Consider the following 25898-nt stretch of genomic DNA (forward strand, 5'->3'; position numbering starts at 1 on the left):
AGGCGGGGCGCCTGCGTTGGTGGGGTGTGGCCGTTGGCCGTCTTCGGTCTGGGTCCGTCCGGCGGTGCCGGTCACAGGTGGCCTCAAGCGCCGGCCGGGCTTGGATTGTGGCCGGGCTCTGGTGGGTCGTGTCGTCAGCCGGTGAGCGCCCCTGCCAACCGGTGCAGGCGGAGGGCGAGTTGGATTTCCAGGGTGCGGGCGGGGCTCTGCCAGTCGTCGCCGAGGAGGCGGGCTACGCGGTCCAGGCGCTGGGCGACGGTGTTGACGTGGACGTGGAGGGTGTCCTTGGTGCGGGCGGGGCTGGAGCCGGCCGCGTAGTAGGCGTCGAGGGTGCGGACGAGTTCGGTGCCGCGCCTGCGGTCGTAGTCGAGGACCGGGCCGATGGTGCGTTCGACGAAGCCGGTGATGTCGCGGGGGCCGGCGAGGAGCAGACCGAGGAAGCCGAAGTCCTCGGCGGCGGCGCCCTGTCCGGAGCGGCCGAGCAGGCGCAGCGCGTCGAGGCAGCGGCGGGCCTCGGTGTAGGCGGCCGGGGCGGCGTCGGCGGCGGGCAGCGGGCGCAGCGGGGCGGAGGCGCCGACGGTGACGGGTTCGTGGACGGCGGCGCCGAGGTGGACGGCGGTGCGCCGGGCCAGTTCGGTCGCGGTGTCGCCCTCGGCCAGCGGGAGCAGCAGGACGGTGCCGCCGTCGCGGGTGGCGGCGAGCCCGTGTCCGGTGGCGGCGAGGTGGGCGGCTGCGGCCCACAGCCGGCGCCGGACGGCGGCCTCCTCGTCGGCGGAGGCGCCCGGGGCGGCGTCGGGCTGGGCGGCGAGGACGACGTAGGGGGTGTCGAGGCGGGCGCCGAGGCGGGCGGCGCGTTCGCGCAGCAGGGCCGGGTCGCGGTGGCGGGCGTCGAGCAGGTCGTCCAGGAGTTCCCCGCGCACGCGCTGTTCGGCGTCGCCGGCGAAGCGGCGGGCGAGCAGCAGCAGGGAGGTGACCATGGCGGCGCGTTCGAAGGTGCGCTGGTCGACCGGATCGAGGGCGGGGTGGCCGCGCAGGACGAGGCCGCCGAGTTGCTGGTCGCCGGCGGCGACGGCGGCTATCCAGCCGTCGCCGTGGCGGACGGCGTGGCCGCCGGAGCGCAGGGCCGAGGCGGCGGCCTCGGGCACGGTGTCGATGAACTCGACGCTGCCGTCGAGGACTTCGGAGACGGCGGCGGCCACGTCGTGGACGCCGCCGCCGCGCAGGACCAGTTCGGCGAGGCGGTCGTGGACGTCGGAGGCGCGTTCGATGACGGCGCTGCGGTCCTGGATGATCTCGTGGGCGTGTTCGAGTTCGCTGAGCGCGGCGCGGGTCTCGTCGAGGAGGTTGGCAGAGTCGATGGCGGCGGCGGCCAGCGCGGCGAACGAGCCGAGCAGCGCGGTCTGGGCCCGTTCGAAGACGCGGGCGCGCCGGTCGGCGGCGAACAGGACGCCGATGACGTGCGGCCCGAGCATCAGCGGCACGCCGAGGATGGCGACGAGCCCTTCGTCCTGGACACCGGTGTCGATGACGGAGGTGTGCCGGAAGCGGCTGTCGTGGAAGTAGTCCTCGGTGACGTACGGGCGGGCGGTCTGGGCGACGAGGCCGCCGAGCCCCTCGCCCATGCCCAGGCGCAGCTGCTGGAAGCGGGCGGCGACGGAGCCCTCGGTGACCCGCATGAAGGTGTCGCCGCGCGCGGGGTCGTTGAGGGTGAGGTAGGCGACGTCCGTGCCGAGCAGGGAGCGGGCCCGCTGCACGATGGCCTGGAGGACGGAGTCCAGGTCGCGCGGCCCGGCGAGGTCGTGGGCGGTCTCGAAGAGGGCGGACAGCTCGGCCTCGCGTCGCCTGCGGTCGGCGAGTTCGGAGCGGACCCGCAGCGCGAGGCGCTTGGCGTGGTCGAGCGCGGCGAGCTCGGCCTCGGAGGCGCCGGCCGCGCGGGCGGCGGGGACGGGTTCCTCGTACGCCTCGACGGCGGCGCCCCGGGCGAGCAGTTCGAGGAACGGCGCCTCCGCGCCGGCGGCGGCGAAGGTGGTGGTGCCGGTGGTGGGGTGCGGACCGTCGTGCGTCATGTCCATCAGGAATACCTGTCGTGCCGGTACCCCGCCAGCCCCTGGAGCCTCTGAGGCCACGGGGAGGGCGGGAAGCTGGGGTCAGGGGCCGGCGGCCAGGCGGCGGGCTTCGACGGTGACCTCCGCGTCCAGCCCGGCCGCCGTCGGGCCGCCGTACTCGATCGTGTCGTACGCGTCGTCCAGTTCGGCGAGCCGTGCGGTCAGGGGCAGTTCGTGGCCGTGGCTGCGGTGCGCCCAGAAGGCCAGGGCCCTCGGGAACAGCTCCCCCCGGAGCACGCGTCGGCAGAGCACACGGGCGGCGGCTTCCTGTCCGGCCGTGCTGCCCGGCGGGGGGCAGACGAGGCCCAGCTCGTCGAGGGCTCCGGGCAACAGCTCCCGTACGTCGTAGGCGGCCTCGGCCCGGGTGAGGGCGGCCAGGCGGCGGAGTGTGGGGCTGTCGAGCCCGGAGACGAGCGCGTCGCAGGCGGCGCCGACGACGTCGGGGGCCGAGAGCTCGCCCATGCTCCAGAGGACGGCCCTGTCCTGAAGCAGACGGGCTGCCGAGTCGGATGTCATCCGCCCATGCTTCCTCCCCGGGGTGGCGTGGTCGAGTGGGTTTCGCGGGGCCGCGCTCCCCCGCTCAGTGCGCGGTCCAGCCGCCGTCGAGGGTCAGCGAGGAGCCGGTGACGAAGCCGCTCTGGGGGCCGCACAGGTAGAGGACGGCGGCGGCGACCTCGTCCGGTTCGGCGAGGCGCTTGACGGCGCTGTCGCGCAGCAGGATCTCCTCCAGCACCTCGTCCCGGCTGATGCCGTGCGCCTCGGCCTGGTCGGCGACCTGCCGCTCGACCAGCGGGGTGCGGACGTAGCCGGGGTTGACGCAGTTGGAGGTGACGCCGTGCGGGGCGCCTTCCAGGGCGGCCGTCTTGGAGAGGCCCTCCAGCCCGTGCTTGGCGGCGACGTAGGCCGACTTGAAGGGCGAGGCGCGCAGGCCGTGGACGGAGGAGAGGTTGACGATGCGGCCCCAGCCCTGCGCGTACATGTGGGGCAGGGCGCCGCGGATGAGGCGGAACGGCGCCTCCAGCATCACGGTGAGCACGGTGTGGAAGGCGTCGGGCGGGAACTCGTGGAGCGGGCGGACCAGTTGCATGCCGGCGTTGTTGACGAGGATGTCCACCCCGGCGGCGGCCTCCTCGGCGGCGTCGAGGTCGACCAGGTCCAGCGGGCGGGTCTCGACGGTGCCGGGCAGCCCCTGGGCCCGCTCGGTCAGGGCGTCCAGCCCGGCGGTGTCGCGGTCGGTGGCGCGGACCGCCGCACCGGCCCCGGCGAGGGCGAGGGCGCAGGCGCTGCCGATCCCGCCCGCCGCGCCCGTGACCAGGGCGGTCCGCCCGGTCAGGAAGGGCTCGGCGGCGGGACGGGGCTCAGGGGTGAGGGGCGCTGTCATGATCCGACCCTAGGCAGCGGTCCAGGGGCTCCCCATAGGGCCGGCGCCCACACTTGGCAGCCCGGTGGTGGGGCGGCACCATGTGGGCGCGGTCACAGCGGGGCAGGTCGGCCGCCGGTCACCCCGGGTGCCTCGGGGGTGTCGGTGCGCGGCAGTTCGCGGGGGTCGGTGAAGGACGGGTCGAACCAGGTGGCGGCGGAGGCGGGCTCCTGGGCCTGCTTGACCCGGTAGGCGGAGAACTCGGCCAGCTCCGGCAGCTCGTCCATCGCGAACCAGGCGACCTCCAGGGACTCGTCGTCGTTGACCCGCGGCTCACCGCCCACGGCGCGGCAGCGCAGGGTGATGTCCATGTACTGGCAGACGTCCTGGTTGGGATAGGTCACCGGCTGGAGGGCCTGGACCAGGACGACGCGCTCGGGGACGCAGAGGACGGCGGTCTCCTCGTACACCTCGCGGACCGCGCACTGGGCGGGCTGCTCCCCTGGGTCGGGGATGCCGCCGATGATCGACCAGCGGCCGTTGTCGGCGCGGCGGCCGAGCAGGACGCGGCCCTCGTCGTCGAAGACGACGGCACTGACCCCGGGCAGCCACAGGAGCTGGTGTCCGGCGGAGGCGCGGAGGGTGCGGAGGAAGTCGGGAGTAGCCATGCGTCCGACCCTAACGTCTGGCCAGGGCCCCTACGCGGGCGCGCGGGGACCCTGGTGGCCGGGGACGTACGCCCCGGTCAGGCGTCCGGTGCGGCGGCGCGGCGGCGGCGTACCGCGCCGGTGGCGACCCAGCCGAGGCCGGCCGCGGCGAGGGCCACGAGGGCGGCCTCCGGGAGCGCGCCGAGCCGGGTGGCCCAGGTCTGCGAGGAGCGCAGCGGTACCTCGGCGACGAGGGAGGCGGGCTCGAACATCCCGGTGCGCTGGACCAGTTCCCCGTCGGGCCGGATGACGGCGCTGACCCCGCTGGTGACCGGGACGGCGACGGCACGGCTGTGCTCGACGGCGCGCACCCGGCTCATGGCGAGTTGCTGGTGGGTCATCTCGCTGAAGCCGAAGGTGGCGTTGTTGCTGGGGACGGAGAGCATCTGCGCCCCGGCGTCCACGGTCTCGCGTACGGCGCCGTCGAAGGCGGCCTCGTAGCAGGTGGCGATGCCCACCCGGCTCCCGGCGAGGTCGAAGACGCCCGGGTCGGTGCCCCGGCTGAAGTCGGTGCGGACCATGTCGACGTAGCCCTGGCTGAAGACGCTGATCAGGGAGCGCAGCGGGATGTACTCGCCGAAGGGCTGGATGACGCGCTTGTCGTAGGTGTCGACGGGGCCCTTGTCGGGGTCCCAGAGGATCTGCTGGTTGTAGAGCTTGCCGTTCTCGGCCTGGACCACGCCGCCCACCGAGATGGGGGCCTTGACGGTGGTGGCGGCCTGCTCGATGACGGAGCGGGCGTCGTCGTTGGTGAAGGGGTCGATGTCGGAGGAGTTCTCCGGCCACAGGACGAAGTCGGGCTGGGCGACCTCGCCCCTGGCGACGCGTTCGGCGAGGCGGGCGGTCTCGCGGGCGTGGTAGTCGAGGACGGCGCGGCGCTGGGCGTTGAAGTCGAGCCCCATCCTCGGCACGTTGCCCTGGACGACGGCGACGGTGGCGGTGCCGTTCTCGGCCCGGTCCGAGACGAGCGGGCGGGCGGCGAGGGCCCCGGCGAGCGGCAGGACGAGCGCGGCCACGGCACCGGCGGTGGCGGCCCGGCGCAGGGTCCCGGTGCGGCGGCGCAGGTACAGCTGGCGGGCCAGTTCGCCGAGGCCGAAGCCGCACAGGGCGACGGCGAACCCGAGCACGGGGGTGCCGCCGACGGCGGCGAGCGGCAGGAAGACCCCCTCGGCCTGGCCGAAGGCGACCTTGCCCCAGGGGAACCCGCCGAACGGCACCCGGGCCCGCGCGGCCTCCCCGGCGGTCCACAGGGCGGCGGCCCACAGCGGCCAGCCGGGGAGCCGGGTGACGAGCGCGGTGAAGCCGCCGACGAGGGCGACGAAGAAGGCTTCGGCGACCGCCAGCGCCAGCCACGGCCCGGGGCCGACCTCGACGCCGGTCCACACCAGCAGCGGCAGCAGGAAGCCGAGGCCGAAGAGGGCGCCGAGCCCCAGCCCCCCCTTGAAGCCGCGCCCCCGCAGCAGCAGCCCGAGGGCGGCGAAGGCCGGCAGGGCCAGCCACCACAGCACCCGGGGCGGGAAGCTGACGTAGAGGAGTACGCCGGCGAGGCCGGCGCCGACGGCGAGGTACAGGGCGCGCAGGAGGCGGGCGGCGCGGCCGGTCCTGGCGGGCGGCGGCGGGCCGGGCGTCCCGTCGGCGGGGGCGATGGTGGCGGTCACGCGTCGGAGTCTACGGCGCGTGACCTGGGCCCGGTCAGGCCCTCCGGCGGGGCTGTGGTTCAGTGGCCCCGGCGGGTGCGGGCGGCCTTGCGGGCCTCGGCCAGTTTCCGTTCCTCGGCGGACCGGCGGGACGCGTTCTTGGCCCGGCCGGGCTTGCCGGGGACGGTCCCGATGCCGCGGAACTGGGCGCCGCCGCGCTTGGGGCGCTCGGCGCTGGGGGCGCTGCCGTCGACCGGGACGCCGGACGGGGCCTTGGCGCCGGTGAGGCGGCTCAGCCCGGCCTCGCCGGAGCGGACCTGGGTGACCCGGGGCCGCAGTCCCGCCTCCGCCATGAGCCGCAGCACGTCCTTGCGCTGGTCGGGGGTGACCAGGGTGACGACGGTGCCGGAGTCACCGGCGCGGGCGGTGCGGCCGCCGCGGTGGAGGTAGTCCTTGTGGTCGGCCGGCGGGTCGACGTTCACGACGAGGTCGATCTCGTCGACGTGGATGCCGCGCGCGGCGACGTTGGTGGCCACCAGGACACTCACCTCGCCGCCGGCGAACCGCTGGAGGGTGCGGGTGCGCAGCGGCTGGGACTTGTCGCCGTGCAGGGCGGCGGCGCGGACACCGCTGCCGCGCAGGTGAGCGGTGAAGCGGTCCACGGCGGCCTTGGTGGCCAGGAACATGATCGTGCGGCCGTCGCGGGCGGCGATCTCCGTGGCGGTGGCGAACTTGTCCGCGCCGTGCACCTGGAGCACCTGGTGGTCCATGGTGGTGACGGCGGCGGCCGCGGGGTCGGCGGCGTGGACCACCGGGTCGTGGAGGTACGTCCGCACCAGGAGGTCGACGTTCCGGTCGAGGGTGGCGGAGAACAGCATGCGCTGGCCGCCCTCGCGCACCAGGTCGAGGAGGGCGGTGACCTGGTCCGTGAAGCCCAGGTCGGCCATCTGGTCGGCCTCGTCGAGGGCGGTGGTCTCCACCCGGTTGAGGCGCACGTCCTTGCGCTCGACGAGGTCCAGGAGCCGGCCGGGGGTGGCGACGACGACCTCGGCCCCCTCGCGCAGGGCGGTGGCCTGCCGCCCGATCGACATGCCGCCGACCACGGTGGCCGTCCGCAGCCCCAGCCCCCGGGCGTAGGGCGTGAGCGCGTCGGTGACCTGCTGCGCCAGCTCGCGGGTGGGGACGAGGACCAGCGCCAGGGGCTTGCGGGCCTCGGCCCGCCGGCCCGCGGTGCGTACGAGGAGGGGCAGCCCGAAGGCGAGGGTCTTGCCGGAACCGGTCCGGGCCCGGCCCAGGACGTCCCGCCCCGCGAGGGCGTCCGGGAGGGTGGCCGCCTGGATCGGGAAGGGCGTCTCCACGCCCTGTGCGGTGAGCAGTTCCCGTATCCCGGCGGGCAGGCCGAGCTCGTCGAAGGAGGCGGCGGCCGGGAGGCCGGGGGTGTGGCCGGCCGGGCGCGCGAAGTCACCCTCGGGGGCGGCGGGGCGAGGGGTGCGGTCCGGGCGGGCTGAACGGTTCATGGACCCATTGTCGGTCAAGGAGGACGGCCGGGACGCCGGAGGCGGGGTCCGGGGCTCGCCCGGCCGTGGGGCGGCACGCGGCGGACGGTCGTCCGGCTCGGTTCAGGGGCGGCCGGGCATCCCCTGGTACGAGGAGCCGGCCTCGGGCAGGCGGCTGCGGATGGCGTGTACGGCCGCGCGGGCGTCGTCCACGGTGACGGTGAGGCTGTGGCCGTCGGCCAGGCGCAGGACGAGGCCCTCGCCGCGCCGCACGACGACGGCCATGCCCCGCTCGGGACGCCAGCGGTACCCCCAGCCGCCCCAGTGGCGCGGGCAGACGCTCGGGGCGTAGTCGACGGCGGTGACGGTGCCCAGGGGGATGCGGCGGCGGGGGAAGCCGAGGTGGCCGCAGCGCACCTCCAGCGCGTCGTCGTCGACCCGCACGGCGACGTGGACGAAGGCGAGGGTGCCGTAGAGGATGAGCAGCCCGGCGGCGATGCAGCCGACCACCGCCATCACCAGCGGGGTGACCCCGGAGGCCCAGGAGGAGTCGACGGCCAGTTCGACGCCGAGGGCGAGGCAGGCGATCCCCGCGACCGCCAGGAACCACTGGAGGCGGCCGGAGGCGCGCCCCGTCCAGGTCTCGACGGCAGCGTGGAGGTGCGGCGGGTCGTCGGCGGGCCGGGAGGCGGGCTCGGGTTCCCTCATACGGCCGACCATACGGAGGCTCGCGTTCCGGGGCAGGTCGCGCGAAGCGTACGAGGGACCCGCCCCGGTCCGTCAGCGGTCGGCGGCGACGGGGGCCAGCAGGCGGCCCTGCTCGTAGCTGAGGGCGGCGGCGGGCAGCGGCTCTGCGCGGCCGCTGAGCAGCACGGTGAGGGTGCCGGTGGCGGGCGCGGCCGGGTCGGGGGCGAGGCCGAGGCGGCGCAGGGCCTGGGCGGCGACCGCGGGGGCGGAGCCGTGCAGGGTGAGCGGGCCGGCGCCGGAGTGCTCCACGGCGGTGCGGATGGCGTCGCCGACCAGTTCGTAGTGGGTGCAGCCGAGGACGACGGAGGTGACCGTGGACGGCGTGCGGGCGGCGGCGTCCGCGATGGCGGCGGCGACGGCTGTGGGGTCGTCCCACTGGACGGCGTCGGCGAGGCCCGGGCAGGCCACCTCGGTCACCGGGGTGGCGCCGGAGAACTCGGCGATGAGCCTGCGCTGGTAGGGGCTGCCCGTGGTGGCGGGGGTGGCCCAGATGGCGACGTGGCCGCCGGCGGCCGCCGCGGGCTTGATCGCGGGGACGGTGCCGATGACGGGCAGGGCCGGCTCGAAGCGCTCGCGCAGGGCGGGCAGCGCGTGCACCGACGCGGTGTTGCAGGCGACGACCAGGGCGTCGGGGGCGTGCTCGGCTGCGGCCTCGGCGGCGGCCAGGGCGTGCGCGCTGAGGTCCTCGGGCGTGCGGGGACCCCAGGGCATGGAGTCGGGGTCGGAGGAGAGGACGAGATCGGCGTCGGGGCGCAGCCGGCGCACGGCGGCGGCGGCCGGCAGGAGGCCGATCCCTGAGTCCACGAGGGCGATCTTCACCCGGTCACCCTAGCCGAGACCTGCTGCGGGCCGCCGCCGCAGGGCGGGCACCCGGGACGCCGGAGCAGGCGCTGCGGGCGTGGTCCGCGGCTACTTTCGCCCGGGCGTCCAGCGCAGCCCCCAGCCGTACGCCTCGTCGAGGGCGCGCTGCGGGCCGGACCTGCGGCCGGGCACCAGACAGCGCGCCTCGCGGTGGACGACGAGGCCGTCAGGTCCCTGGGTGAGCAGGGCGAGGGCGCAGACGGGGGACGGTACGTCGCACTCGTCGAGCGAGAAGGTGACGGGGGCGCCGTGCTGGGTGCGCAGGGTCACCGTGGCGTGCAGGCCGGAGAAGTCGGCGGCGCCCTCGTAGAGGGTGACGAAGACCAGGACACGGCGGAAGTCGCGGGTGTGGTCGAGGTTGACGGTGAGGTTCTCGCCGGCGGCGACGGCGCCGGTGCGGTCGTCGCCGTCGAGGTGGACCCACGGCGGGCGGTGGAGGTCGCCGAAGGCGTTGCCGAGCGCCTGGACGACGCCCTTGGTGCCGTCGGCCAGCTCGTAGAGGGCACCGAGGTCGAGGTCGAGCGGGGCCTGCCAGTTGAGGTTGACGTGGAGCGCGCCGGTGGTGGCGCCCTGCTTGGTGAGGGAGACGGAGGGGGCCGCCTTGGTGAGGGTGACGGCTGCGACGGCCAGTTCGGTGGCGCCACCCGCGTACCCCTGGCCGACGGCGCGGAACTTCCAGCCGCCCTGCCGCCGGTACAGCTCGCCCGCGACGAAGGCGGTCTCCGTGGTGGTGTCCCGGCTCTCGTAGCGGGCCAGTTCGCGGTCGCCGGCGGCGTCGGTCACGGTGACGTCGAGCCCGGGCACCGCGCCGAAGGTGCCGTTGCCCACCACGGCGACGAGGACGACCCGTGCGCCACGCGGCCGTCCCCCGTGACCAGGAGGGCGGCGGTCCGGGCGTCGGGCACCCCCGCGCCGTGCCGCCAGTGCAGACGGAGCCGGACCGGCGCCTGCGGGACCGGTGTGTTGGCCCCCTTGGACATCACCACTGCCATGCCGCCCCTCGCGGTCCGCCGCCGCTCCGTCGCGCGATCACGCCCACCGTAGGCCCGGTGCGGGCGAGTTGTCCCGAAGTCGTCCGGCACCGAAGGGGACGGAGCGCCTCCGGCCACCCGGAAGCAGCCCTTCCGGGGAAAGATCACTGGCAGACGGCACGTCACCTCCTCCCGGAGGCGGATTTTCTTACCTCATCGAAAGCCGAGAGTTGGCATGATTTCAGCATGTTCACCCACATCGGTGAGGCCGCATGGCCCCCGGACCCGAAAACAACCCTCTTATCGGTCTCCCCAATGACCGCATCGTGGGCTTAACTTAGGTGCCATGACCTCCCCCCGCGCCAGCTACGGCAGCGGCTACTATTCCGCGCCATCCTTCCCGGACACCCCGATCTACGACTCGCTCGTGGCGGAGCGGGGCACGCCGCAGATCGCCCCCATCCGGGTCCCCTCGATGTACGACACGGGCTCCTCGCTCCCCGCCCTGCCCTCGGCGCTTCCCGCGCTCCCGGCCGCCCCGTCGCCGCAGCCCGCCGCGTACGGGTACCCGCAGCAGGCACAGGCCCCGGCCCCCGCCTTCCAGCAGGCGTCGGCTCCGTACATCCCGCAGCAGCAGGCGCCCCCGCGCGGCTACCAGCCCGCGCAGCCCTACGCCCAGCCGCAGCCGCCCCACCAGCCCCAGCAGCCGCGCCCCGCACCAGCGGGGTACGAGGCGATGCGGCCGGCGGCCCAGCCCTCGGGGTACGAGGCGATGCGCCCGGCCGCTCCCCGGCCGAACCCGGCCCCGCCGCAGCAGCATCCGTACGAGGACCCGTACAACCGCCCCTACCGGGGCGGCTACTGACCTGCGGCTCCGCCCGAGGAGGGACGACGGACGAATCGGGAGGTACGGCTCGGCGGGCGGGTGGCAGGATGGCCCCATGCCGAACGCCGAGCTGACCTCGCTCCACGTCTACCCCGTCAAGGGGACCCGCGGTCTCACCCTGCCGAAGGCCACCGTCGAGCCGTGGGGGCTGGCCGGTGACCGGCGCTGGATGCTGGTCGACGCGGAGGACCGGTGCGTCACCCAGCGCGGTTTCCCCACCCTGGCGCTGATCTCCGTCACGCCGCTGCCCGGCGGCGGCCTGATGCTGGCCGTGCCGGGCCAGGACCCGTGCGAGGTGCCGGTGCCCGGTCCCGGCGCGCCGGCCGCCACCGTGGAGATCTGGAAGGACAAGGTCCGCGCCGTCCTCGGGGACGCGGCGGCGAGCGCCCGCGTCAGCTCCTTCCTCGGCAGGGAGGTCCGGCTGGTCCACCTCGCCGACCCGGCGCGGGACCGCCTCGTGGACCAGGAGTTCGCGGCCCCCGGCGAGACGGTCGGCTTCGCCGACGGCTATCCGCTGCTGGTGACCACCACCGGCTCGCTCGACGCGCTCAACGCGCTGATCGCCGAGGGCGACCACGCCGCGGAGGGCCCGCTGCCGATGGAGCGCTTCCGGCCCAACCTCGTCGTCTCCGGCACCGACGCCTGGGACGAGGACGCGTGGGCGCGTATCGCGGTCGGTGAGGTCACCTTCAAGGTCGCCAAGATGTGCGGGCGGTGCGTGGTGACCACCACCGACCAGCGCACCGCCGCGCGCGGCAAGGAGCCGCTGCGGACCCTCTCGCGCCACCGCCGTTTCGGTTCCCAGCTCGTCTTCGGGCAGAATCTGATCCCCGAATCGACCGGCACGGTCCGCGCGGGGGACCCGGTCACCGTCCTCGCGCGGCGGCCCGTGGCAGCGGTGTCCGCGACCGCCGGGACTCGTTGAGGTTCCCGCGGAGTGATCCCGCTCGCCCCGGGCAGCCGTCCCCGCACGGCGGACCGTACGGCCGGACGTGACCGAGAGGGGGTGCGATGCGGACGATTCCCGGACTGTGGCGCTGGCGCCGCAATCCGCTCTACCGCCGGACCGACCGCGTCGAGGCGTGGCTCGCGCTGCTCTGCGGCGTGCTCCTGCTGGCCGGCGCCCCCTGGGTGGCGCTGACCGCCGGCTCGGCCACCGAGCACGCCCTGCTGGAGACGGCCGCCGCCGAACGCGCGCAGCGCCGGCAGACCGTCGCCACGGTCGACCGGCCGCTCGGCCGGCCCGTCTACGACGCCGACCCCGAGACGGCCCAGGCCCCGCACACCCGGACCCGGGTCGTCGCCCACTGGACCGCCCCCGACGGCACGGCCCGCACCGGCAGGATCGTCGCGCCCCCCGGTTCGGAGGCTCCCGGCGACCGGTTCCGGATCTGGACGGACCTGCGGGGCTCCCCCGCCCGGCCGCCGATGCCGCCGATGATGGCGCAGACCCACGCCTGGCTGGCCGGGATCGGCGCGGCGACCGCGTGGGGCGTCCTCGTCGAGGGCGTGCGCCGTGGCGCGCGATGGCGCATCGTCCGCTTCCGGTACGCCTGTTGGGACCGGGAGTGGGAGCGGGTCGGCCCCGACTGGGGCAGAACCGGCACCGGAAGCTGACCGTCGCGCTCCGCGACCCCGGACCGGTCAACTCCCCCATCCGGCGCGCGCTACGGTGGACCGGCCGGGCTCCTCCGGCGACAGTCCGCAGGACCCGCGTACACGAGGTGGGGGCACAACAACACCATGGCACAGGGCACGGTCCAGGTGACGCACACCGGTACTTCGCGGTGGCGGCGCCGCACAGGCGAGTACGCCTCCCTCACCGCCGCCCTGGAGGCCGCGGCCGACGGTGACATCCTGACCGTCGCCCCGGGCACGTACCGGGAGAACCTCGTGGTGGACCGGGCGGTGACGCTGCTCGGGCAGGAGGGGTCGGCCGGGTCGGTGCGGATCGCGCCGCCGGAGGGGGTTCCGCTGGCGGTGCGGGCCTCCGCCCAGGTCCAGGGGCTGCACATCGAGGGGCAGGACGCGGCGGTGCCGGCCGTCCTGGTCGAGGACGGCACCCCGGAACTGACGGGCCTGCGGATCGTCACGCGGTCCGCCGCCGGGATCGAGGTCCGCGCGGGCGGGCGGCCCACCGTCCGCGCCTGCACCGTCGACAACCCGGCCGGGGTCGGCATCGCCGTGGTGGACGGCGGCGGAGGCATCTTCGAGGAGTGCGAGGTGATCGCGGCGGGCCAGTCCGGGGTCGCGGTGCGCGGCGGCGGACGGCCGAGACTGGACCGCTGCCGGGTGCACCACGCGGCGGGCGCGGGCCTCTCGGTCACCGGCGACCACTCCAGCCTGGAGGCGCTGGGCTGCGAGGTCTACGAGATCAACGGCTCCGGGGTGCAGATAGCCTCCCGGGCGGCGGCGGTCCTCACCGACTGCGCGGTCCACCGGGTCACCGGCAACGGCGTCACGCTGGACACCGACGCCGTGCTGACCCTGGCGGACTGCCGCGTCCACGACGTGCCGGAGAACGCGGTGGACCTGCGCTCGCGTTCGGTGCTGACGCTGACCCGCTCCGAGGTGGCCCGGTTCGGGCGCAACGGCCTGTCGGTGTGGGACCCGGGCACACGGGTCGACGCCCACCGCTGCGAGATCCACGACGGCACCGGCGACTACCCGGCCGTCTGGGTCAGCGACGGCGCCACCGCGGTGCTGGAGGGCTGCCGGGTGCACGACGTACCGGACGCGCTCTGTGTACTGGACCGGGGTTCGCGCGCCGACGTGGTCGACAGCGACCTCTCCCAGGTGCGCAACATCGCGGTGTCGGTGAGCGGCGGCGCCACCGCCGAGCTGGACGACTGCCGGATCAGCGGCGCGGGCCGGGGCGCCTGGTTCCGCGACCACGGCAGCGGCGGCACCCTCGCCAACTGCACCATCGACGCCGCCCAGACCGGCGTCATCGTCACCAAGGGCGCCGACCCCCTGATCGAACGGACCACCGTCACCTCCCCGACGGAGGCCGGCTTCTACGTCTCGGCGGGCGGCCGCGGCACCTTCCAGGGCTGCCGGGTGACGGGCAGTGAGGGATACGGCTTCCACATCATCGACGGCTGCCGCAGCACGCTGCGCAAGTGCCGCACCGAGCGGTGCGCCCGGGGCGGCTTCGAGTTCGCGCAAGGCGGCGCCGACGGCGAGGGGGCCGTGGTGGAGGAGTGCTCCAGCGACGAGTCCACCCAGCTGGGCTCCCCCGCGCCGGCCACCGCTCCCCCGGCGCCGGCCACCCAGACCGTCGGCCTGCTCGGCGGCGTCCCCTCCCCGCGCTCCACCACCCCCGCGGCGCCGGAGGCGGCCCCCGAGCCCGCCCACGAGACCCGCCCGGCCGACACCGTCCTCGCCGACCTCGACGCGCTGGTCGGCCTCGCCAGCGTGAAGCGGGAGGTGCGGGCGCTGACCGACATGATCGAGGTCGGCAGGCGCCGCCGGGAGGCCGGGCTCAAGGCCGCCTCGGTCCGCCGCCACCTGGTCTTCACCGGCTCCCCCGGCACCGGCAAGACCACCGTGGCCCGCCTCTACGGGGAGATCCTCGCCGCCCTCGGCGTGCTCGACCGGGGCCACCTGGTCGAGGTCTCCCGGGTCGACCTGGTCGGCGAGCACATCGGCTCGACCGCCATCCGCACCCAGGAGGCGTTCGACCGGGCGCGCGGCGGGGTCCTCTTCATCGACGAGGCGTACGCACTCTCGCCCGAGGACTCCGGCCGGGACTTCGGCCGGGAGGCGATCGACACCCTGGTGAAGCTGATGGAGGACCACCGGGAGGCGGTCGTGGTCATCGTCGCCGGGTACACCGCCGAGATGGAGCGGTTCCTCTCCGTCAACCCGGGTGTGGCCTCGCGCTTCTCACGGACCATCACCTTCTCCGACTACGACCCCGACGAGCTGCTGCGGATCGTGGAGCAGCAGGCCGACGAGCACGAGTACCGGCTCGGCCCCGGCACCGGCGAGGCGCTGCTCAAGTACTTCACGGCGCTGCCGAAGGGCCCGGCCTTCGGCAACGGCCGGACCGCCCGGCAGACCTTCGAGGCGATGGTGGAGCGGCATGCCGGGCGGGTGGCCCAGCTCTCGGCGCCGAGCACCGAGGAGCTGACCCTGCTCTACCCGGAGGATCTGCCCGTACTGCCCTGAGCGGGCTGCCCGCCGGCCGCGTGCAGCTGCTTGGGCAGGGCGGCGGCGGGCTGCTCCAGCCGGGCGAGCAGGCGGGCCCGTTCCTCGGCGAAGGCGGGGTCGGCCTGGTAGTCGGAGTGGCCGAGGATCGGCGCCGGGAGGGGGTGGGCGGCGGTGCGGCCGTGGGCGAGCGGGTCGGCCAGCGCGGGGCGGTCCACCTCGGGGCGGCCCTCGGTGCTGACCCGGACGGGGCCGCCGATGGGGTCGGTGTGCCGCCACAGGTTGCGCCAGCAGTCGACCTCGCCGTGCAGGGTGGTCAGCGCGACCGGGCCGAAGTGGGCGGGGAACCAGCGGCCGTAGAGCCGCTCCAGCGGTGAGCCGTAGGTGAGCAGGGCGACCCGGCGGCGGGCGGAGGGGCGAAGCTGCCAGGCGGCCGCGGCGGCCAGCACGCTGCCCTGGGAGTGGCCGGAGAGGACGACCCGGCCGCCGGTCTCCCGGGTCCAGGAGGCGATCCGCCAGGTGAGGTCGGGGACGGAGCGCTCGGCGTAGCAGGGCGGGGCGAAGGGGTGGGCGGCGCGCGGCCAGAAGGTGCCGACGTCCCAGAGGATGCCTATGGTGCGGCGGGCGGCCGGATCGCGGTAGGCGCGGCGCCCCCAGGTGACGAAGAGCAGGAAGCCGAAGCCGATCAGCCAGGAGCCGAGGGCCTGCGCGGTGGCGGCGGCGCCGCTGACCACGGCGGGCAGGTCGCGGGCGGCCTCGCCGGGGACGCGTCCGGTGGTCCAGGCGCCCAGCAGAGCCCCGGCGCCGAGCAGCAGGGTGACCGAGGAGACGACGCCGACGACGACCGGCGCCCGGTCGGTGAGGGCGGCCATGGCGCGGGCCGAGGCGATCTTCGCGGTGCGGGTGGCGTCGAGGGGCTCGCCCGGGTAGTCGGCGGCGACCTGGGCCTCCTCCCGGCGGGCGTGGCGGTGGGTGCGGACCGCGTACCAGACGAGGACGGCGAGGAGGATGACGAGGAGCGGCGGGAGGACGGACGCCTGCCAGGAGAGCAGGACGGGCGGGCCGGGGAAGGGGCCGCCGGGGGCGCCGGGGGTGGAGCCGTTGTCGAGCCAGTCGGCGACGCGCTGGGCGACCCCGCCGGACATCACGCCGCCGAGCGCGCAGGCGAGCATCGCGACGGCGGGGCCGCCGAGCCCCTTGAGGACGGTGCGGCGCTCCGGGGTGGTGGCGTGCAGGCGGCGGGCGGTGGCGGCGAGCGCGACGACCAGGACGCCCTGGGCGAGGACGAGCGCGCCGAAGGTCTCGTCGCCAGGGAGCCGCCCGGCCGACTGCCAGCCGGGCCGGGACCAGGCGGCGTAGCCGAGGCTGAGCAGGGTGAGGGCGAGGGCGGTCAGGGGCAGGACGCGGACCAGGCGGTCGAGGTGCTCGTCGAGGCGGCTCTCGGCCCGGCCGCGCCGGGAGACGACCCAGACCACGGCGACGGCGGAGACCAGCAGGGCGGCCTGGAGGGCGGAACCGACGATGCCGAGCGGTGCCGGGCCGCCGGGCAGCCGGTCGTGGTCGGCGGCGGGTCCGGCGACGGCGGCGCCGATGGTGAGGAGTCCGGCCGAGGTGTGGGCGGCACGCAGCCGGGCGCCGAGGCGCCGGCCGTACCAGAAGCCGGGGCGGCCGAGCGCGGCGTGGGGCGCGTTCTCCTCGGCCTCCTGCTCGGCCCGGTCGACGGCGGGCAGCGGCTGCTGCGACTCGTAGCTGCGCCAGGTGCGGTGGGAGAGGTACCAGAGCAGGGCGGTGAGGGCGCCGGGGACGAGGGCGGCCAGCGCGAGGCGGCGGCCGGGCTGGGACCACCAGCCGCCGCTGCCCTGGGCGTCGGTGGCGAGGAAGCCGAGCCAGGCCCGCCCGCCGGAGCAGCTCGCGGTGCCGGCGCACTGCCAGGCGACGAGGTCGAGGGCGACCTCGCAGGCGGCGGCGGTGAGCAGCACGGTGAGGCTGAGGGCGACCAGCCGCACCAGCAGCCCGTAGAGGCGGACGGCGGTGCGTCGGCCGGTGGTGGAGGGGCGCATCCAGTGGGCGAGGTTGACCACCATGAAGGGCAGCAGGAGCAGCCAGAGGGCGCGGGTGCCGTTGCCGCTGGTGAGGTTGGACCAGACGTACGCCTCGGGGACCGGCTTGCCGCGGTAGTCCTCGGGGCGCTGTTCCGCGTCGGCGTCCTGGGCGCGGCGGTGGACGGCGGCGGTCTGGTCGCCGCTGACCCGGACGGTGCACGGGTCGTCGAGCATCTCGGCGGGGGTGCTGCCGCCGACGCCGTGGACGAGGAGTTCGAGGGCGGTGTCCTCGGCGATGCCGCCGCCGGGCGGGGGTCCGCCGGGTGCGGGCGGCGGGGCTTCGGGCGCGGGCGTGCCCGGCTGCGGTGCGGGCTGGTCCTGGTGCACTGTTCCCCCGTGAGTCCGGGCGCCGGTCGCCGCGGGTGGACGGCCCAGGTCGGGGCGGTCGGTACCGGGAGCGCGGCAGGTGGTCGCACCGGCGCGGAAGAAGGATCTCCCCCAGGGGCCGTCCTTACACCTCCCGTCACCGAATCTCCTTGTCATGTTCCAGCCGCGGCGGGGCCCGGGAGGGTGTTTCCGGGGCGCGTGGGAGGATGAGCGCGCTCAGGGCGGAGCCGGGACGGCGGGCCGCCGGACCGGGAGGACGGAGCGTTGGGTGGGCGAGCAGCAGAGTCTCCTCGCGGAGCAGCGCCGTGCGCTGATCGCCGACGAGGTGCGCAGGCGGGGCGGCGTCCGGGTCAACGAGCTCACGCGCCGGCTGGGCGTATCGGACATGACGGTCCGTCGGGACCTGGACGTGCTGGCCCGCCAGGGTGTGCTGGAGAAGGTGCACGGCGGCGCGGTGCCGCCCGCCGACGCCAGCGCCCACGAGCCGGGGTTCGAGGCCAAGTCGGGGCTGGAGCCGGACGCCAAGGAGTCGATCGCCCGGGAGGCGGCGGCGCTGGTCTCGCCGGGCACCGCCATCGCCCTCTCCGGCGGCACCACGACGTACGCGCTGGCCAAGCGGCTGACCGGGGTGCCTGACCTGACGGTGGTGACCAACTCGGTGCGGGTCGCCGACGTCCTTCACGCGGCGCAGCCGGGGGCCGAGCGGCAGGCGGCGGTGGTGCTGACGGGTGGGGTGCGCACGCCCTCGGACTCGCTGGTCGGGCCGGTCGCGGACCAGGCCATCCGCTCGCTCCACGTCGACGTGCTCTTCATCGGCGTGCACGGCATAGCGCCCGAGGCGGGCCTGTCCACGCCCAACCTCGCGGAGGCCGAGACCAACCGCTGTCTGGTCCGTTCGGCGCGCCGGGTGGTGGTGGTCGCCGACCACACCAAGTGGGGCACGGTGGGCCTGAGTTCCTTCGCGACGCTGGACGAGGTCGACACGCTGGTGACGGACGAGGGGCTGGACGAGGAGGCCCGCGCCGAGGTCGCCGAGCGGCTGCGGCTGCTGGTGGTGGCCGGGCCGCAGGGCTGACCGGCGCCCGGGTCAGCCGGGCCAGCGCCCGGTGGCGAGGAAGGCGTCGAGGGTGCGGGCGTAGGGCGTGATGTCCAGGCCCTGCTCGGCGAGCCAGGTGTCGGAGTAGTACTTGTCGAGGTAGCGGTCACCGGGGTCGCAGAGGAGCGTGACGACGCTGCCCGTGCGCCCCTCGGCGCGCATCTCGGCGACGATGCGCAGCGCGCTCCACAGTCCGGTCCCGGTGGATCCCCCGGCGCGGCGGCCGATGGCGCCCTCCAGCATCCGCACGGTGGCGACGCTGGCGGCGTCGGGGACCTTCATCATCCGGTCGATGGCGCCGGGCAGGAAGCTCGGTTCCATGCGGGGGCGGCCGATGCCCTCGATCCGTGAGCCGCTGTCGCAGTGCACCGCCGGGTCGCCGAGCCGCCAGCCGTCGAAGAAACAGGAGTTCTCCGGGTCGGCGACGCAGACCCGGGTGTCGTACTGCATGTAGTGCACGTAGCGGGCGATGGTCGCGGAGGTGCCGCCGGTGCCCGCGGTGGCGACCACCCAGGCGGGTTCGGGGTGGCGTTCCCGGCGCATCTGCTGGTAGATGCTCTCGGCGATGTTGTTGTTGCCGCGCCAGTCGGTGGCCCGCTCGGCGTAGGTGAACTGGTCCATGTAGTGGCCGCCGGTCTCCGCCGCGAGGCGGGCCGACTCCTCGTACATGGTGCGCGGGTCGTCCACGAAGTGGCAGCGGCCGCCGTGGAATTCGATCAGCCGGCACTTCTCCGGGCTGGTGGTGCGCGGCATCACGGCGATGAAGGGGACGCCGACGAGCTGGGCGAAGTACGCCTCGGAGACGGCGGTGGAGCCGCTGGACGCCTCGATGACGGGGCGTGAGGGGCGGACCCAGCCGTTGCACAGGCCGTAGAGGAAGAGGGAGCGGGCCAGCCGGTGCTTGAGCGAGCCGGTGGGGTGGGTCGATTCGTCCTTGAGGTACAGGTCGACGCCCCACTCCTCGGGCAGCGGGAACCGCAGGAGGTGGGTGTCGGCCGAGCGGTTGGCGTCGGCCTGGACCTTGCGGACGGCCTCCTTCAGCCACTCTCGGTAACCGGCATCGCTGCGGTCGACGTCGGCGGTGGGCAGGGGGCGGGCAGCGGCCTGCTCGTGCTGGGGGGTGGTCACCGCGGACTCCTCACGCTCGGTGTCCGGCCGTCGAAGGTGGCGGACGTCTCGATCATAAACACCCGTCTCACCCTTCTCACCTGCATAAACACCACTTTGAGGCGCTCAAAGGGACTGCTGGGGCGGGCGTTTCACCGGGCGGTGGGGGCGCATGACGGGCAGGGGGGCGCGCCCCCGTGCTGCCCCCGTGAGAGGTGGTACGCCGCCCTCTGGTTGGGCAGACTGCACTCGGCGGGACGTGGTGTTCCGTCCGGTGCGGTCCCGGTGTCCGTACCGCCGGGGGGCACTGTCCAAGGGCTCCAGGGGCTGGAGGGGTGAGACGTCATGGGCAAGTCGGAGTTCTCGGCCACGGGGGTGGGCATCATGCGGCGGCTGCGTTCGCTGACGCGGGCCGGCCAGGTCCGGGTCGCGGACGGCAGGCTCGCCCTGCTCACCAGCTGCGGCCGGGTCATCGACAGCGCCCCGGCCCGTGAAGTCCGGGTGGAGCGGCCCTGGTTCGGCTCCAACGACCAGGCGGTGATCGCCTTCAACGACACCCGGTACCGGCTGCGCCTCGGGGGCCCCGCCGCGGCCGCCTCCGCCTCGCACGTGTCGCCGGTCCGCAGACTCCGCGAAGCCGTCGGCCAGGCCCGGGGGGTGGGCTGAGCGGCAGGCCGGTCCGCCGGGGGCGCGCGCACCGGCGCGCGAGCGGGCACGGAGTGCCACCGCCGTCCGGGGGCTTGCGAGTTGCAGGCCCCGGCCCCCTGCGTCACTCTGGTCACACATCACCCTGGGTTTACCGGCGATCACGCTGAGAACCAGCCGCCGGCCCTCTGAGCAGGCTGCGGCCGGGTGCGGTCGCCGCCGACATCCGAACGCCGTCTTTGCCGGACTCAATTCGGGGAGTCGCAACCGTGATCAGCCAGCCGACCAGGCAGTGCGCGGTGGAGCTCCAGGCCCTGCCGCCCCGGATAGGCCAGGTACGCAGAATCGTCTCGGCACAGCTGCGCTACTGGCATCTCGATCCGCTCATCGACCGAGCCGCACTCGGCGTGACCGAGCTGCTCACCAACGTCCACCGGCACGCGGAACCGGACAAGCGCTGCACGGTGCGGCTGGAACTGCTGCTCGACCGCCTCACCGTCTCCGTCCGCGACCGCGATCCGCGGCTGCCGGTGGTCCGGGACGCCACCTCGGACGCCACCTGCGGGCGCGGCCTGGCCCTGGTCGCCGCCGTCAGCGAGTGCTGGGGCGTACGCCCCTGGGAGACCAGCGGGAAAGTCGTGTGGTTCACCCTGCCCGCCCCCTGCCCTGTCCCGGCCGAGCCGGGCGGCGCGGCCCTGTACGGCGCGACGACGCCGGGCCCGTTCCCCGAAGCAGCCCTGGACAGCGCGCTCCCCGGTCTCGCCGCCGGCCCCTCCGCTCCCGCCCGGTCGGCCTTCGCCGGCTGACCCCGCGGTGAACGGACGGCCCCGCAGGTCCCTTCCCCGAGGGGCCCGCGGGGCCGTTCCTCCGCCACCGGCGTCCGGACGGTGACGCTCAGACGGTGGCCAGGGCCGCCAGGGGGTCGTCCAGCACCGGCTGCCAGGCCAGCTCGGCGGCGCCGACGAGGCTGTTGTGGTCGAGTGTGCAGGAGAGGATCGGCACGCTGCCGCTGCGCCCCCACAGGCTGCGGTCGGCGACGACGGCCCGCAGCCGTTCGGGGGCGGCCTCCAGCAGGGTGCGGTGGAGCCCGCCGAGGATGACCCGGTCCGGGTTGAGGATGTTGACCAGGCCGGCCAGGCCGAAGCCGAGGCGGTCGACGAGGACGGTGACGGCCTCGCGTACGGCCGGGTCGTCGGGGCGGGCCGCGATCAGGTCGCGCGCCTGCTGGAGCAGGGAACCCTGAGGGCCCGGCCGGTGGCCTGCGGCGGCGAGGAAGGCCAGCGGGTCGGTCTCGACGTCGAGGCAGCCCCGGCCGCCGCAGTGGCAGGGGCGGCCGTCGGGGTCGACGGTGAGGTGGCCGACCTCCAGGGCCAGGCCGGAACTGCCGCTGTGCAGCCGCCCGTCGAGCACCAGCGCGCCGCCCACGCCCCGGTGCCCGGTGGCCACACAGAGCAGGTCACGGGCACCGCGACCGGCGCCGTGGCGGTGTTCGGCGAGGGCGGCGAGGTTGACGTCGTTGGCGGCGAAGGCGGGGCCCGGCACCCCGGCCTCGGCCACGCACCGGCGGAAGATCTCGCGGACCGGGGCCCCTGGCGGCCAGGCGAGGTGGAGCGGGTTGAGGGCGGTGCCGTCGGGCTCGGCGACGGCCGAGGGGACCGCCAGCCCGGCGCCCGCACAGCGCCGCCCGGTCTCGGCGAGCAGCCCCGCCCCGGCGTCCACCACGGCGCCGATCACCTCGGCCGGATCGGCGCCGACGGTCTCGCAGCCGGGGGTGGTGGCGACGATCTGCCCGCCGAGGCCGACCAGGGCGGCCCGGAAACCGTCGGAGTGCACCTGCGCGGCGAGGACGACCGGCCCCTCCGGGTCGACCGACAGGCGGTGCGAGGGGCGCCCCTGGGAGCCCTCGGCGGTGGGGCGGGCGTCGACGCGGATGAGGCCCAGCGTGGCGAGTTCGGCGGCGACGACCCCGGCGGTGGCGCGGGTGACGCCGAGCTCCGAGGTGAGGACGGCCCGGGTGGGGGCGCGGCCGGTGCGGACGAGTTCCAGGGCGGGGCCGAGCGCGCCGCGCCCTCTTTCGAGCCGGGTCCGTGGGGGTGTGCCGCCGACCGTGCGGGGCGCCGACTTGCCGTTCATGACGGCGAGTCTCCCATGTCCGGGCGCCGCCCCCGCGCCCGCCGCCGGGGTTCAGCCGGGCAGGCCGGTCTCCCTCAGGGTGAGGTTGAGGCGGCCCGTGGCGGGGCCGACGGAGGGCTCGGCGGTGCCGGGGTACACCTTGGGCACCCCGTGGTACACGAAGCGGGACGGCCCGCCGAAGACCAGCAGGTCCCCGCTCTCCAGCCGGAGGTCCTGCCAGGGCCTGCCGCGCCCCTCGGTGTTGCCGAGCCGGAACAAGCAGGCGTCGCCGACGCTGAGCGAGACGACCGGCGCGCCGGACCGCTCGTCCTTGTCCTGGTGCATGCCCATGGTGGCGCCCGCCCCGTAGAAGTTGACCAGCGCGACGTCCGGCCGGTACGCCCGTCCCGCCGCCTCGTCCTGGTACGCGTCGGCGACGGCCCGCCGCCCCAGCTCCACCAGCCACTCCGGCAGCGGCGCGACCGGCGCGCCGTTCACGTCCCCGGCCCTGCGCGTGTACCGGTACGGGCTCCAGTGCCACCCGAGGCTGACACTCCGCACCGACATCACCCCGCCCCCGGGCAACTCGGTGTGGCGCATCGGCACCGGCCCCCTCGCCCACCCGCGGCACGCCTCGACCAGCTCCCGCTGCCGCTCCTCGGACAGCCACTCCGGTACGTGCGCGGCGCCCGGGGCGGGCGTGGTGCGGGAGCGGGGGATGAGCGCGGCCATACCGGAATGCTCGCACACGCGCGCCCTCGGGACCGGGCTCCGGGGCCGCCGAACCCTGCCGGGACAGCGCTGTCCCGCCGATTGTGCCCTGCTCCCCCGACCCCGTACCCTGATTTTGTGCCGCTCATAAACAAACCCGGGTCCACCCCGCGCAGCGCCTCCTCACCCTCCTCGCCCCCCTCCTCCCTGTCGGTCCTCCGCCGGGCCCTCACCGTCTTCTTCGCCCTCGACGGCTTCGTCTTCGCCGGCTGGGTCGTGCGTATCCCCGCCATCAAGGAGCAGACTCAGGCGTCCGCGAGCGACCTCGGCCTGGCGCTGCTGGGCGTCTCCGCGGGCGCGGTGGTCACGATGACGCTGACCGGGCGGCTCTGCCGGCGGTACGGCAGCCGGCCCGTCACCGTCGCCGGCGCGCTGCTGCTCGCCCTCGGGGTGACGCTGCCGCCCCTCACCCACTCCGCGCTCGCCCTCGGCCTGGTCCTCCTCGTCTTCGGGGCGGCCTACGGCGGGATCAACGTGGCGATGAACAGCGCCGCCGTCGACGTGGTCGCCGCCCTCGGACGCCCCGTCATGCCCACCTTCCACGCCGCCTTCAGCCTCGGCGGGATGGTCGGAGCGGGGCTCGGCGGGGCGGTGGCCGGGTACCTGTCGCCCACCTGGCACCTGCTGCTGCTCGGCGTCGTCACCCTGCTGGTCACGCTCGCCACCGCGCCCGTGCTCCTCCGGCAGCCGATGCCCGCTCCCGTACGGCCCGAGCCGGCCGAGGGGGCGTCGGGGGCGCCGCTCGCCGGGCGGGCCCGCGCGCTGGTCGCCGTCTTCGGGCTCATCGCCTTCTGCACCGCCTACGGCGAGGGGGCGCTGGCCGACTGGGGTGCCCTTCACCTCCAGGAGGACCTGGCCGCCCGGCCGGGGGTGGCTGCCGCCGGGTACGCGGTGTTCGCGCTGGCGATGACGGTGGGGAGGCTCAGCGGAACGGCGCTGCTCGAACGGGTCGGGCGTACCGCCACGCTGGTCGGTGGGGGGATCGTGGCCGGGGTCGGCATGCTCTTCGGGGCGCTCGCGCCCTCGCTGTGGGTGGCGCTGCTCGGGTTCGCCGTGACCGGGCTCGGGCTGGCCAATCTCTTTCCGGTGGCTATCGAGCGGGCCGGGGCGTTGACTGGGCCCAGTGGGGTGGCGGCCGCCTCTACCCTGGGGTACGGCGGGATGCTTCTGGGGCCGCCGGCCATCGGGTTCATGGCGGAGTGGGGGTCTTTGCCTGTGGCGTTGGTCAGTGTGGCCTTGCTTGCCGGATTGGCCGCCTTGGTGGGGTGGGGGGCCCGGGGGGCTGCCCGGGCTTGAGTCGGGGTGGCCAGGGTGCCCGGCCGGGGGGCTGTGGGGTGGCTGGGCTTTTCGGCCGTCTGCCGATTTTGCCCGTGCCGGTCACTGATGGCCTCAAACGCCGGCCGGGCTGTAGGGGTTCGCGGTTCGTTCGCCGTCTGGGTCGGGCGGGGCCGGGTCGGGGTACCTCCTCACAAACTGCAGGGTGCGGGGTCAGTCGCTTCAAGGCGGCCGTGTGTGCAGTTTGCTGCGGGGGCACCCCGACCCGTCCCCGCCCTTCCGTTTCGTCGGCGTCGTCCCGCCGGTGGGTGGGGGAAAAGACAGACCGTCCCCGATTGATCTCTGTGGCGAGCGGGACCGACGAGGGTGGTCGCTGTGGAGAGGCCCGGTATGGGGGACGGCCTCATCCGCCCTCCGGCGGTTGGCCGCGTACGAGACCGTGGGGTGGGGTCGTGTCGGGGTGCCCCCGCAGCAAACTGCACACACGGCCGCCATGCTCCAATTGACCCCGCACCATGCAGTTTGTGAGGAGGTACCCCGGCGCGGCCCCGCCCCACCCCCGTGCCGGAGGAACCGCGACCCTGACAGCCCGGCCGGCGCTTGAGGCCAGTCAGTGACCGGCACGGTCACAACCGGAAGGCCGGGAAGCCAAGCGGATGGAGCGGGGGACCTGCGACGCTACCGGTGCGGGCGTTGCGGTCAGGGTGTCAGTCACGGGGGATCGCGGCCTCGGGCTGCGTCGGAGACTTGGTGATCTCGGCGTGGACCACCTTGAAGCCGCCCTTGATCACGGTCGTGAACGGTGCGGGGGCCATGCACGAACCGGCCTGCGGCCTGACGAGCTGGCCGTTCTCGTCGACGTTCTCCGGGTCGACGTTGACCACTCCCCAGGAGAAGCCGAGGCGGTCCGGCTCGCCCTTGCCACCCTGCTGGACGCTGATGCCCAGCCGGGCGCCGGGCTCCTCGACGTTCGACTTCGTCACGACCGCGGTCAGAGTCGCCGTCCGGCCGCTGGTGACCAGGCAGTCCACCGTGGCCTCCGCCCACCCCGTGGCCTCGCCCCGGGTGTGGGAGAACTTCAGCGTGCCCCGGGCATCCGTGGACAGCCCTTCGGGAGCCGTGGGAGGCATCGGCCGGGTGAACGGCCTCTGTTCGGCGTGGATGGTGAAGCGGATGTCGTCGTGGATCGACTCGATGTAGGAGATGCGCGCCTCCCCGTGGACGCTCGCGGTCTTCGCGGGCTTCTTCGCGTTGTTCGCGACGGACGCGGCAGGGGCTTTGGGGGCTGCGAAGGCTGCGGGTGCGGGACCGGAGGCAACCGGACTCGCGAGGACGGCGACGGCTGCCACAGTGGCTCCGATTGCGGTGATGCGCATGACGAACTCCTGTGCTTGGAAGGGCGTTTGTGTTGCCGTGGTGGGTTGGACGGGTCAAGGCTCACCGCTGAAGCGCCCTCGTTCCCATCCGCCGGTCGGCAGAAAGATCGCGCCGCCGCCCGGCTCTTCTCTGCCGTTCGGCAGAGAGCGTGGCCGCGTCGCCCG

21 protein-coding genes and 1 pseudogene are annotated in these 25898 nt (G+C 75.2%); 8 read left to right on the plus strand and 14 right to left on the minus strand.

Translation table 11 applies throughout. The features are described 5' to 3' along the window. Positions 1-134: 134 nt before the first annotated feature. From OIM89_RS01070 to OIM89_RS01110, 9 genes and pseudogenes are all read right to left on the minus strand, one after another. On the minus strand, positions 135-2072 hold the full coding sequence (locus tag OIM89_RS01070; protein WP_030696087.1) for a helix-turn-helix domain-containing protein: 1938 nt from the start codon (positions 2070-2072) through the stop codon (positions 135-137). A 75-nt stretch (positions 2073-2147) separates the two neighbouring features. Continuing rightward, on the minus strand, positions 2148-2621 hold the full coding sequence (locus tag OIM89_RS01075; protein ID WP_195730007.1) for a hypothetical protein: 474 nt from the start codon (positions 2619-2621) through the stop codon (positions 2148-2150). A gap of 64 nt (positions 2622-2685) precedes the next feature. Next, positions 2686-3486: a 3-hydroxybutyrate dehydrogenase gene (locus OIM89_RS01080; protein WP_047466785.1), complete on the minus strand. Its 801-nt coding sequence runs from the start codon at positions 3484-3486 to the stop codon at positions 2686-2688. Between the two features lie 92 nt (positions 3487-3578). Beyond that, positions 3579-4133, minus strand: a complete 555-nt coding sequence (locus OIM89_RS01085) for an NUDIX hydrolase (RefSeq protein WP_030696081.1) — start codon at positions 4131-4133, stop codon at positions 3579-3581. 77 nt (positions 4134-4210) lie between these two features. Further along, complete coding sequence (gene lnt / locus OIM89_RS01090; protein ID WP_264490886.1) at positions 4211-5830, minus strand: apolipoprotein N-acyltransferase; 1620 nt, start codon at positions 5828-5830, stop codon at positions 4211-4213. Between the two features lie 59 nt (positions 5831-5889). Next, the gene (locus tag OIM89_RS01095; protein WP_264490887.1) at positions 5890-7326 is read right to left on the minus strand and encodes a DEAD/DEAH box helicase; all 1437 of its coding nucleotides are present in this window, start codon (positions 7324-7326) and stop codon (positions 5890-5892) included. Between the two features lie 102 nt (positions 7327-7428). Next, positions 7429-8025, minus strand: a complete 597-nt coding sequence (locus tag OIM89_RS01100) for a hypothetical protein (RefSeq protein ID WP_030696084.1) — start codon at positions 8023-8025, stop codon at positions 7429-7431. 60 nt (positions 8026-8085) lie between these two features. Beyond that, positions 8086-8871 carry a glutamate racemase gene (locus OIM89_RS01105; protein ID WP_217467773.1) on the minus strand — a complete coding sequence of 262 codons (786 nt, stop codon included), beginning with the start codon at positions 8869-8871 and terminating at the stop codon, positions 8086-8088. A 90-nt stretch (positions 8872-8961) separates the two neighbouring features. Then, positions 8962-9893: pseudogene (locus OIM89_RS01110) on the minus strand (TerD family protein). A 337-nt stretch (positions 9894-10230) separates the two neighbouring features. On the opposite strand from OIM89_RS01110, the gene OIM89_RS01115 reads away from it, so the two are divergent. The 4 genes from OIM89_RS01115 to OIM89_RS01130 all read left to right on the plus strand — a co-directional run bounded on the left by OIM89_RS01115 (position 10231) and on the right by OIM89_RS01130 (position 14943). Next, the gene (locus tag OIM89_RS01115; RefSeq protein WP_264490888.1) at positions 10231-10749 is read left to right on the plus strand and encodes a DUF6643 family protein; all 519 of its coding nucleotides are present in this window, start codon (positions 10231-10233) and stop codon (positions 10747-10749) included. 76 nt (positions 10750-10825) lie between these two features. Further along, positions 10826-11695 carry an MOSC domain-containing protein gene (locus OIM89_RS01120; RefSeq protein WP_264490889.1) on the plus strand — a complete coding sequence of 290 codons (870 nt, stop codon included), beginning with the start codon at positions 10826-10828 and terminating at the stop codon, positions 11693-11695. 86 nt (positions 11696-11781) lie between these two features. Further along, positions 11782-12387 (plus strand): hypothetical protein, encoded by a 606-nt coding sequence (locus OIM89_RS01125; RefSeq protein WP_030699917.1) that lies wholly within the window; start codon positions 11782-11784, stop codon positions 12385-12387. Between the two features lie 126 nt (positions 12388-12513). Further along, positions 12514-14943, plus strand: a complete 2430-nt coding sequence (locus OIM89_RS01130; RefSeq protein WP_030699918.1) for a right-handed parallel beta-helix repeat-containing protein — start codon at positions 12514-12516, stop codon at positions 14941-14943. Here OIM89_RS01130 and OIM89_RS01135 read toward each other — a convergent pair. Further along, a complete protein-coding gene (locus tag OIM89_RS01135; protein ID WP_047466778.1) occupies positions 14913-17351 on the minus strand; it encodes a hypothetical protein in 2439 nt (812 codons plus the stop codon). The genes OIM89_RS01130 and OIM89_RS01135 overlap by 31 nt on opposite strands. Before the next feature lie 268 nt (positions 17352-17619). Here OIM89_RS01135 and OIM89_RS01140 point away from each other — a divergent pair, with 268 nt between their 5' ends. After that, the gene (locus tag OIM89_RS01140) at positions 17620-18426 is read left to right on the plus strand and encodes a DeoR/GlpR family DNA-binding transcription regulator (protein WP_030699920.1); all 807 of its coding nucleotides are present in this window, start codon (positions 17620-17622) and stop codon (positions 18424-18426) included. A gap of 12 nt (positions 18427-18438) precedes the next feature. Here OIM89_RS01140 and OIM89_RS01145 read toward each other — a convergent pair whose 3' ends face one another. Beyond that, positions 18439-19575, minus strand: coding sequence for a PLP-dependent cysteine synthase family protein (locus tag OIM89_RS01145; RefSeq protein ID WP_047466777.1), 1137 nt, complete (start codon positions 19573-19575; stop codon positions 18439-18441). Positions 19576-19899: 324 nt separating this feature from the next. Here OIM89_RS01145 and OIM89_RS01150 point away from each other — a divergent pair, with 324 nt between their 5' ends. Beyond that, on the plus strand, positions 19900-20220 hold the full coding sequence (locus tag OIM89_RS01150; protein WP_257203829.1) for a hypothetical protein: 321 nt from the start codon (positions 19900-19902) through the stop codon (positions 20218-20220). A gap of 248 nt (positions 20221-20468) precedes the next feature. Next, positions 20469-21005: an ATP-binding protein gene (locus OIM89_RS01155; RefSeq protein WP_030699923.1), complete on the plus strand. Its 537-nt coding sequence runs from the start codon at positions 20469-20471 to the stop codon at positions 21003-21005. Positions 21006-21093: 88 nt separating this feature from the next. Here the strand turns inward: OIM89_RS01155 and OIM89_RS01160 are convergent, their stop codons facing one another. Beyond that, positions 21094-22332, minus strand: a complete 1239-nt coding sequence (locus OIM89_RS01160) for an ROK family protein (protein ID WP_030699924.1) — start codon at positions 22330-22332, stop codon at positions 21094-21096. 51 nt (positions 22333-22383) lie between these two features. Next, the gene (locus OIM89_RS01165; protein ID WP_030699925.1) at positions 22384-23043 is read right to left on the minus strand and encodes an alpha-ketoglutarate-dependent dioxygenase AlkB family protein; all 660 of its coding nucleotides are present in this window, start codon (positions 23041-23043) and stop codon (positions 22384-22386) included. Between the two features lie 117 nt (positions 23044-23160). On the opposite strand from OIM89_RS01165, the gene OIM89_RS01170 reads away from it, so the two are divergent. Beyond that, on the plus strand, positions 23161-24378 hold the full coding sequence (locus OIM89_RS01170; RefSeq protein ID WP_030699926.1) for an MFS transporter: 1218 nt from the start codon (positions 23161-23163) through the stop codon (positions 24376-24378). A gap of 686 nt (positions 24379-25064) precedes the next feature. Here the strand turns inward: OIM89_RS01170 and OIM89_RS01175 are convergent. After that, complete coding sequence (locus OIM89_RS01175) at positions 25065-25733, minus strand: hypothetical protein (protein WP_264490890.1); 669 nt, start codon at positions 25731-25733, stop codon at positions 25065-25067. Positions 25734-25898 lie beyond the last annotated feature (165 nt).

Source organism: Streptomyces sp. BI87 (assembly GCF_025957665.1).
Taxonomy (GTDB): domain Bacteria; phylum Actinomycetota; class Actinomycetes; order Streptomycetales; family Streptomycetaceae; genus Streptomyces; species Streptomyces albidoflavus.

Coding starts and splice junctions, on each gene's coding strand:
- OIM89_RS01070 (WP_030696087.1), bottom strand. CDS start 2,072: ATGGACATGACGCACGACGGTCCGCACCCCACCACCGGCACCACCACC.
- OIM89_RS01075 (WP_195730007.1), bottom strand. CDS start 2,621: ATGACATCCGACTCGGCAGCCCGTCTGCTTCAGGACAGGGCCGTCCTC.
- OIM89_RS01080 (WP_047466785.1), bottom strand. CDS start 3,486: ATGACAGCGCCCCTCACCCCTGAGCCCCGTCCCGCCGCCGAGCCCTTC.
- OIM89_RS01085 (WP_030696081.1), bottom strand. CDS start 4,133: ATGGCTACTCCCGACTTCCTCCGCACCCTCCGCGCCTCCGCCGGACAC.
- OIM89_RS01095 (WP_264490887.1), bottom strand. CDS start 7,326: ATGAACCGTTCAGCCCGCCCGGACCGCACCCCTCGCCCCGCCGCCCCC.
- OIM89_RS01100 (WP_030696084.1), bottom strand. CDS start 8,025: ATGGTCGGCCGTATGAGGGAACCCGAGCCCGCCTCCCGGCCCGCCGAC.
- OIM89_RS01115 (WP_264490888.1), top strand. CDS start 10,231: ATGACCTCCCCCCGCGCCAGCTACGGCAGCGGCTACTATTCCGCGCCA.
- OIM89_RS01120 (WP_264490889.1), top strand. CDS start 10,826: ATGCCGAACGCCGAGCTGACCTCGCTCCACGTCTACCCCGTCAAGGGG.
- OIM89_RS01125 (WP_030699917.1), top strand. CDS start 11,782: ATGCGGACGATTCCCGGACTGTGGCGCTGGCGCCGCAATCCGCTCTAC.
- OIM89_RS01130 (WP_030699918.1), top strand. CDS start 12,514: ATGGCACAGGGCACGGTCCAGGTGACGCACACCGGTACTTCGCGGTGG.
- OIM89_RS01150 (WP_257203829.1), top strand. CDS start 19,900: ATGGGCAAGTCGGAGTTCTCGGCCACGGGGGTGGGCATCATGCGGCGG.
- OIM89_RS01160 (WP_030699924.1), bottom strand. CDS start 22,332: ATGAACGGCAAGTCGGCGCCCCGCACGGTCGGCGGCACACCCCCACGG.
- OIM89_RS01165 (WP_030699925.1), bottom strand. CDS start 23,043: ATGGCCGCGCTCATCCCCCGCTCCCGCACCACGCCCGCCCCGGGCGCC.
- OIM89_RS01175 (WP_264490890.1), bottom strand. CDS start 25,733: ATGCGCATCACCGCAATCGGAGCCACTGTGGCAGCCGTCGCCGTCCTC.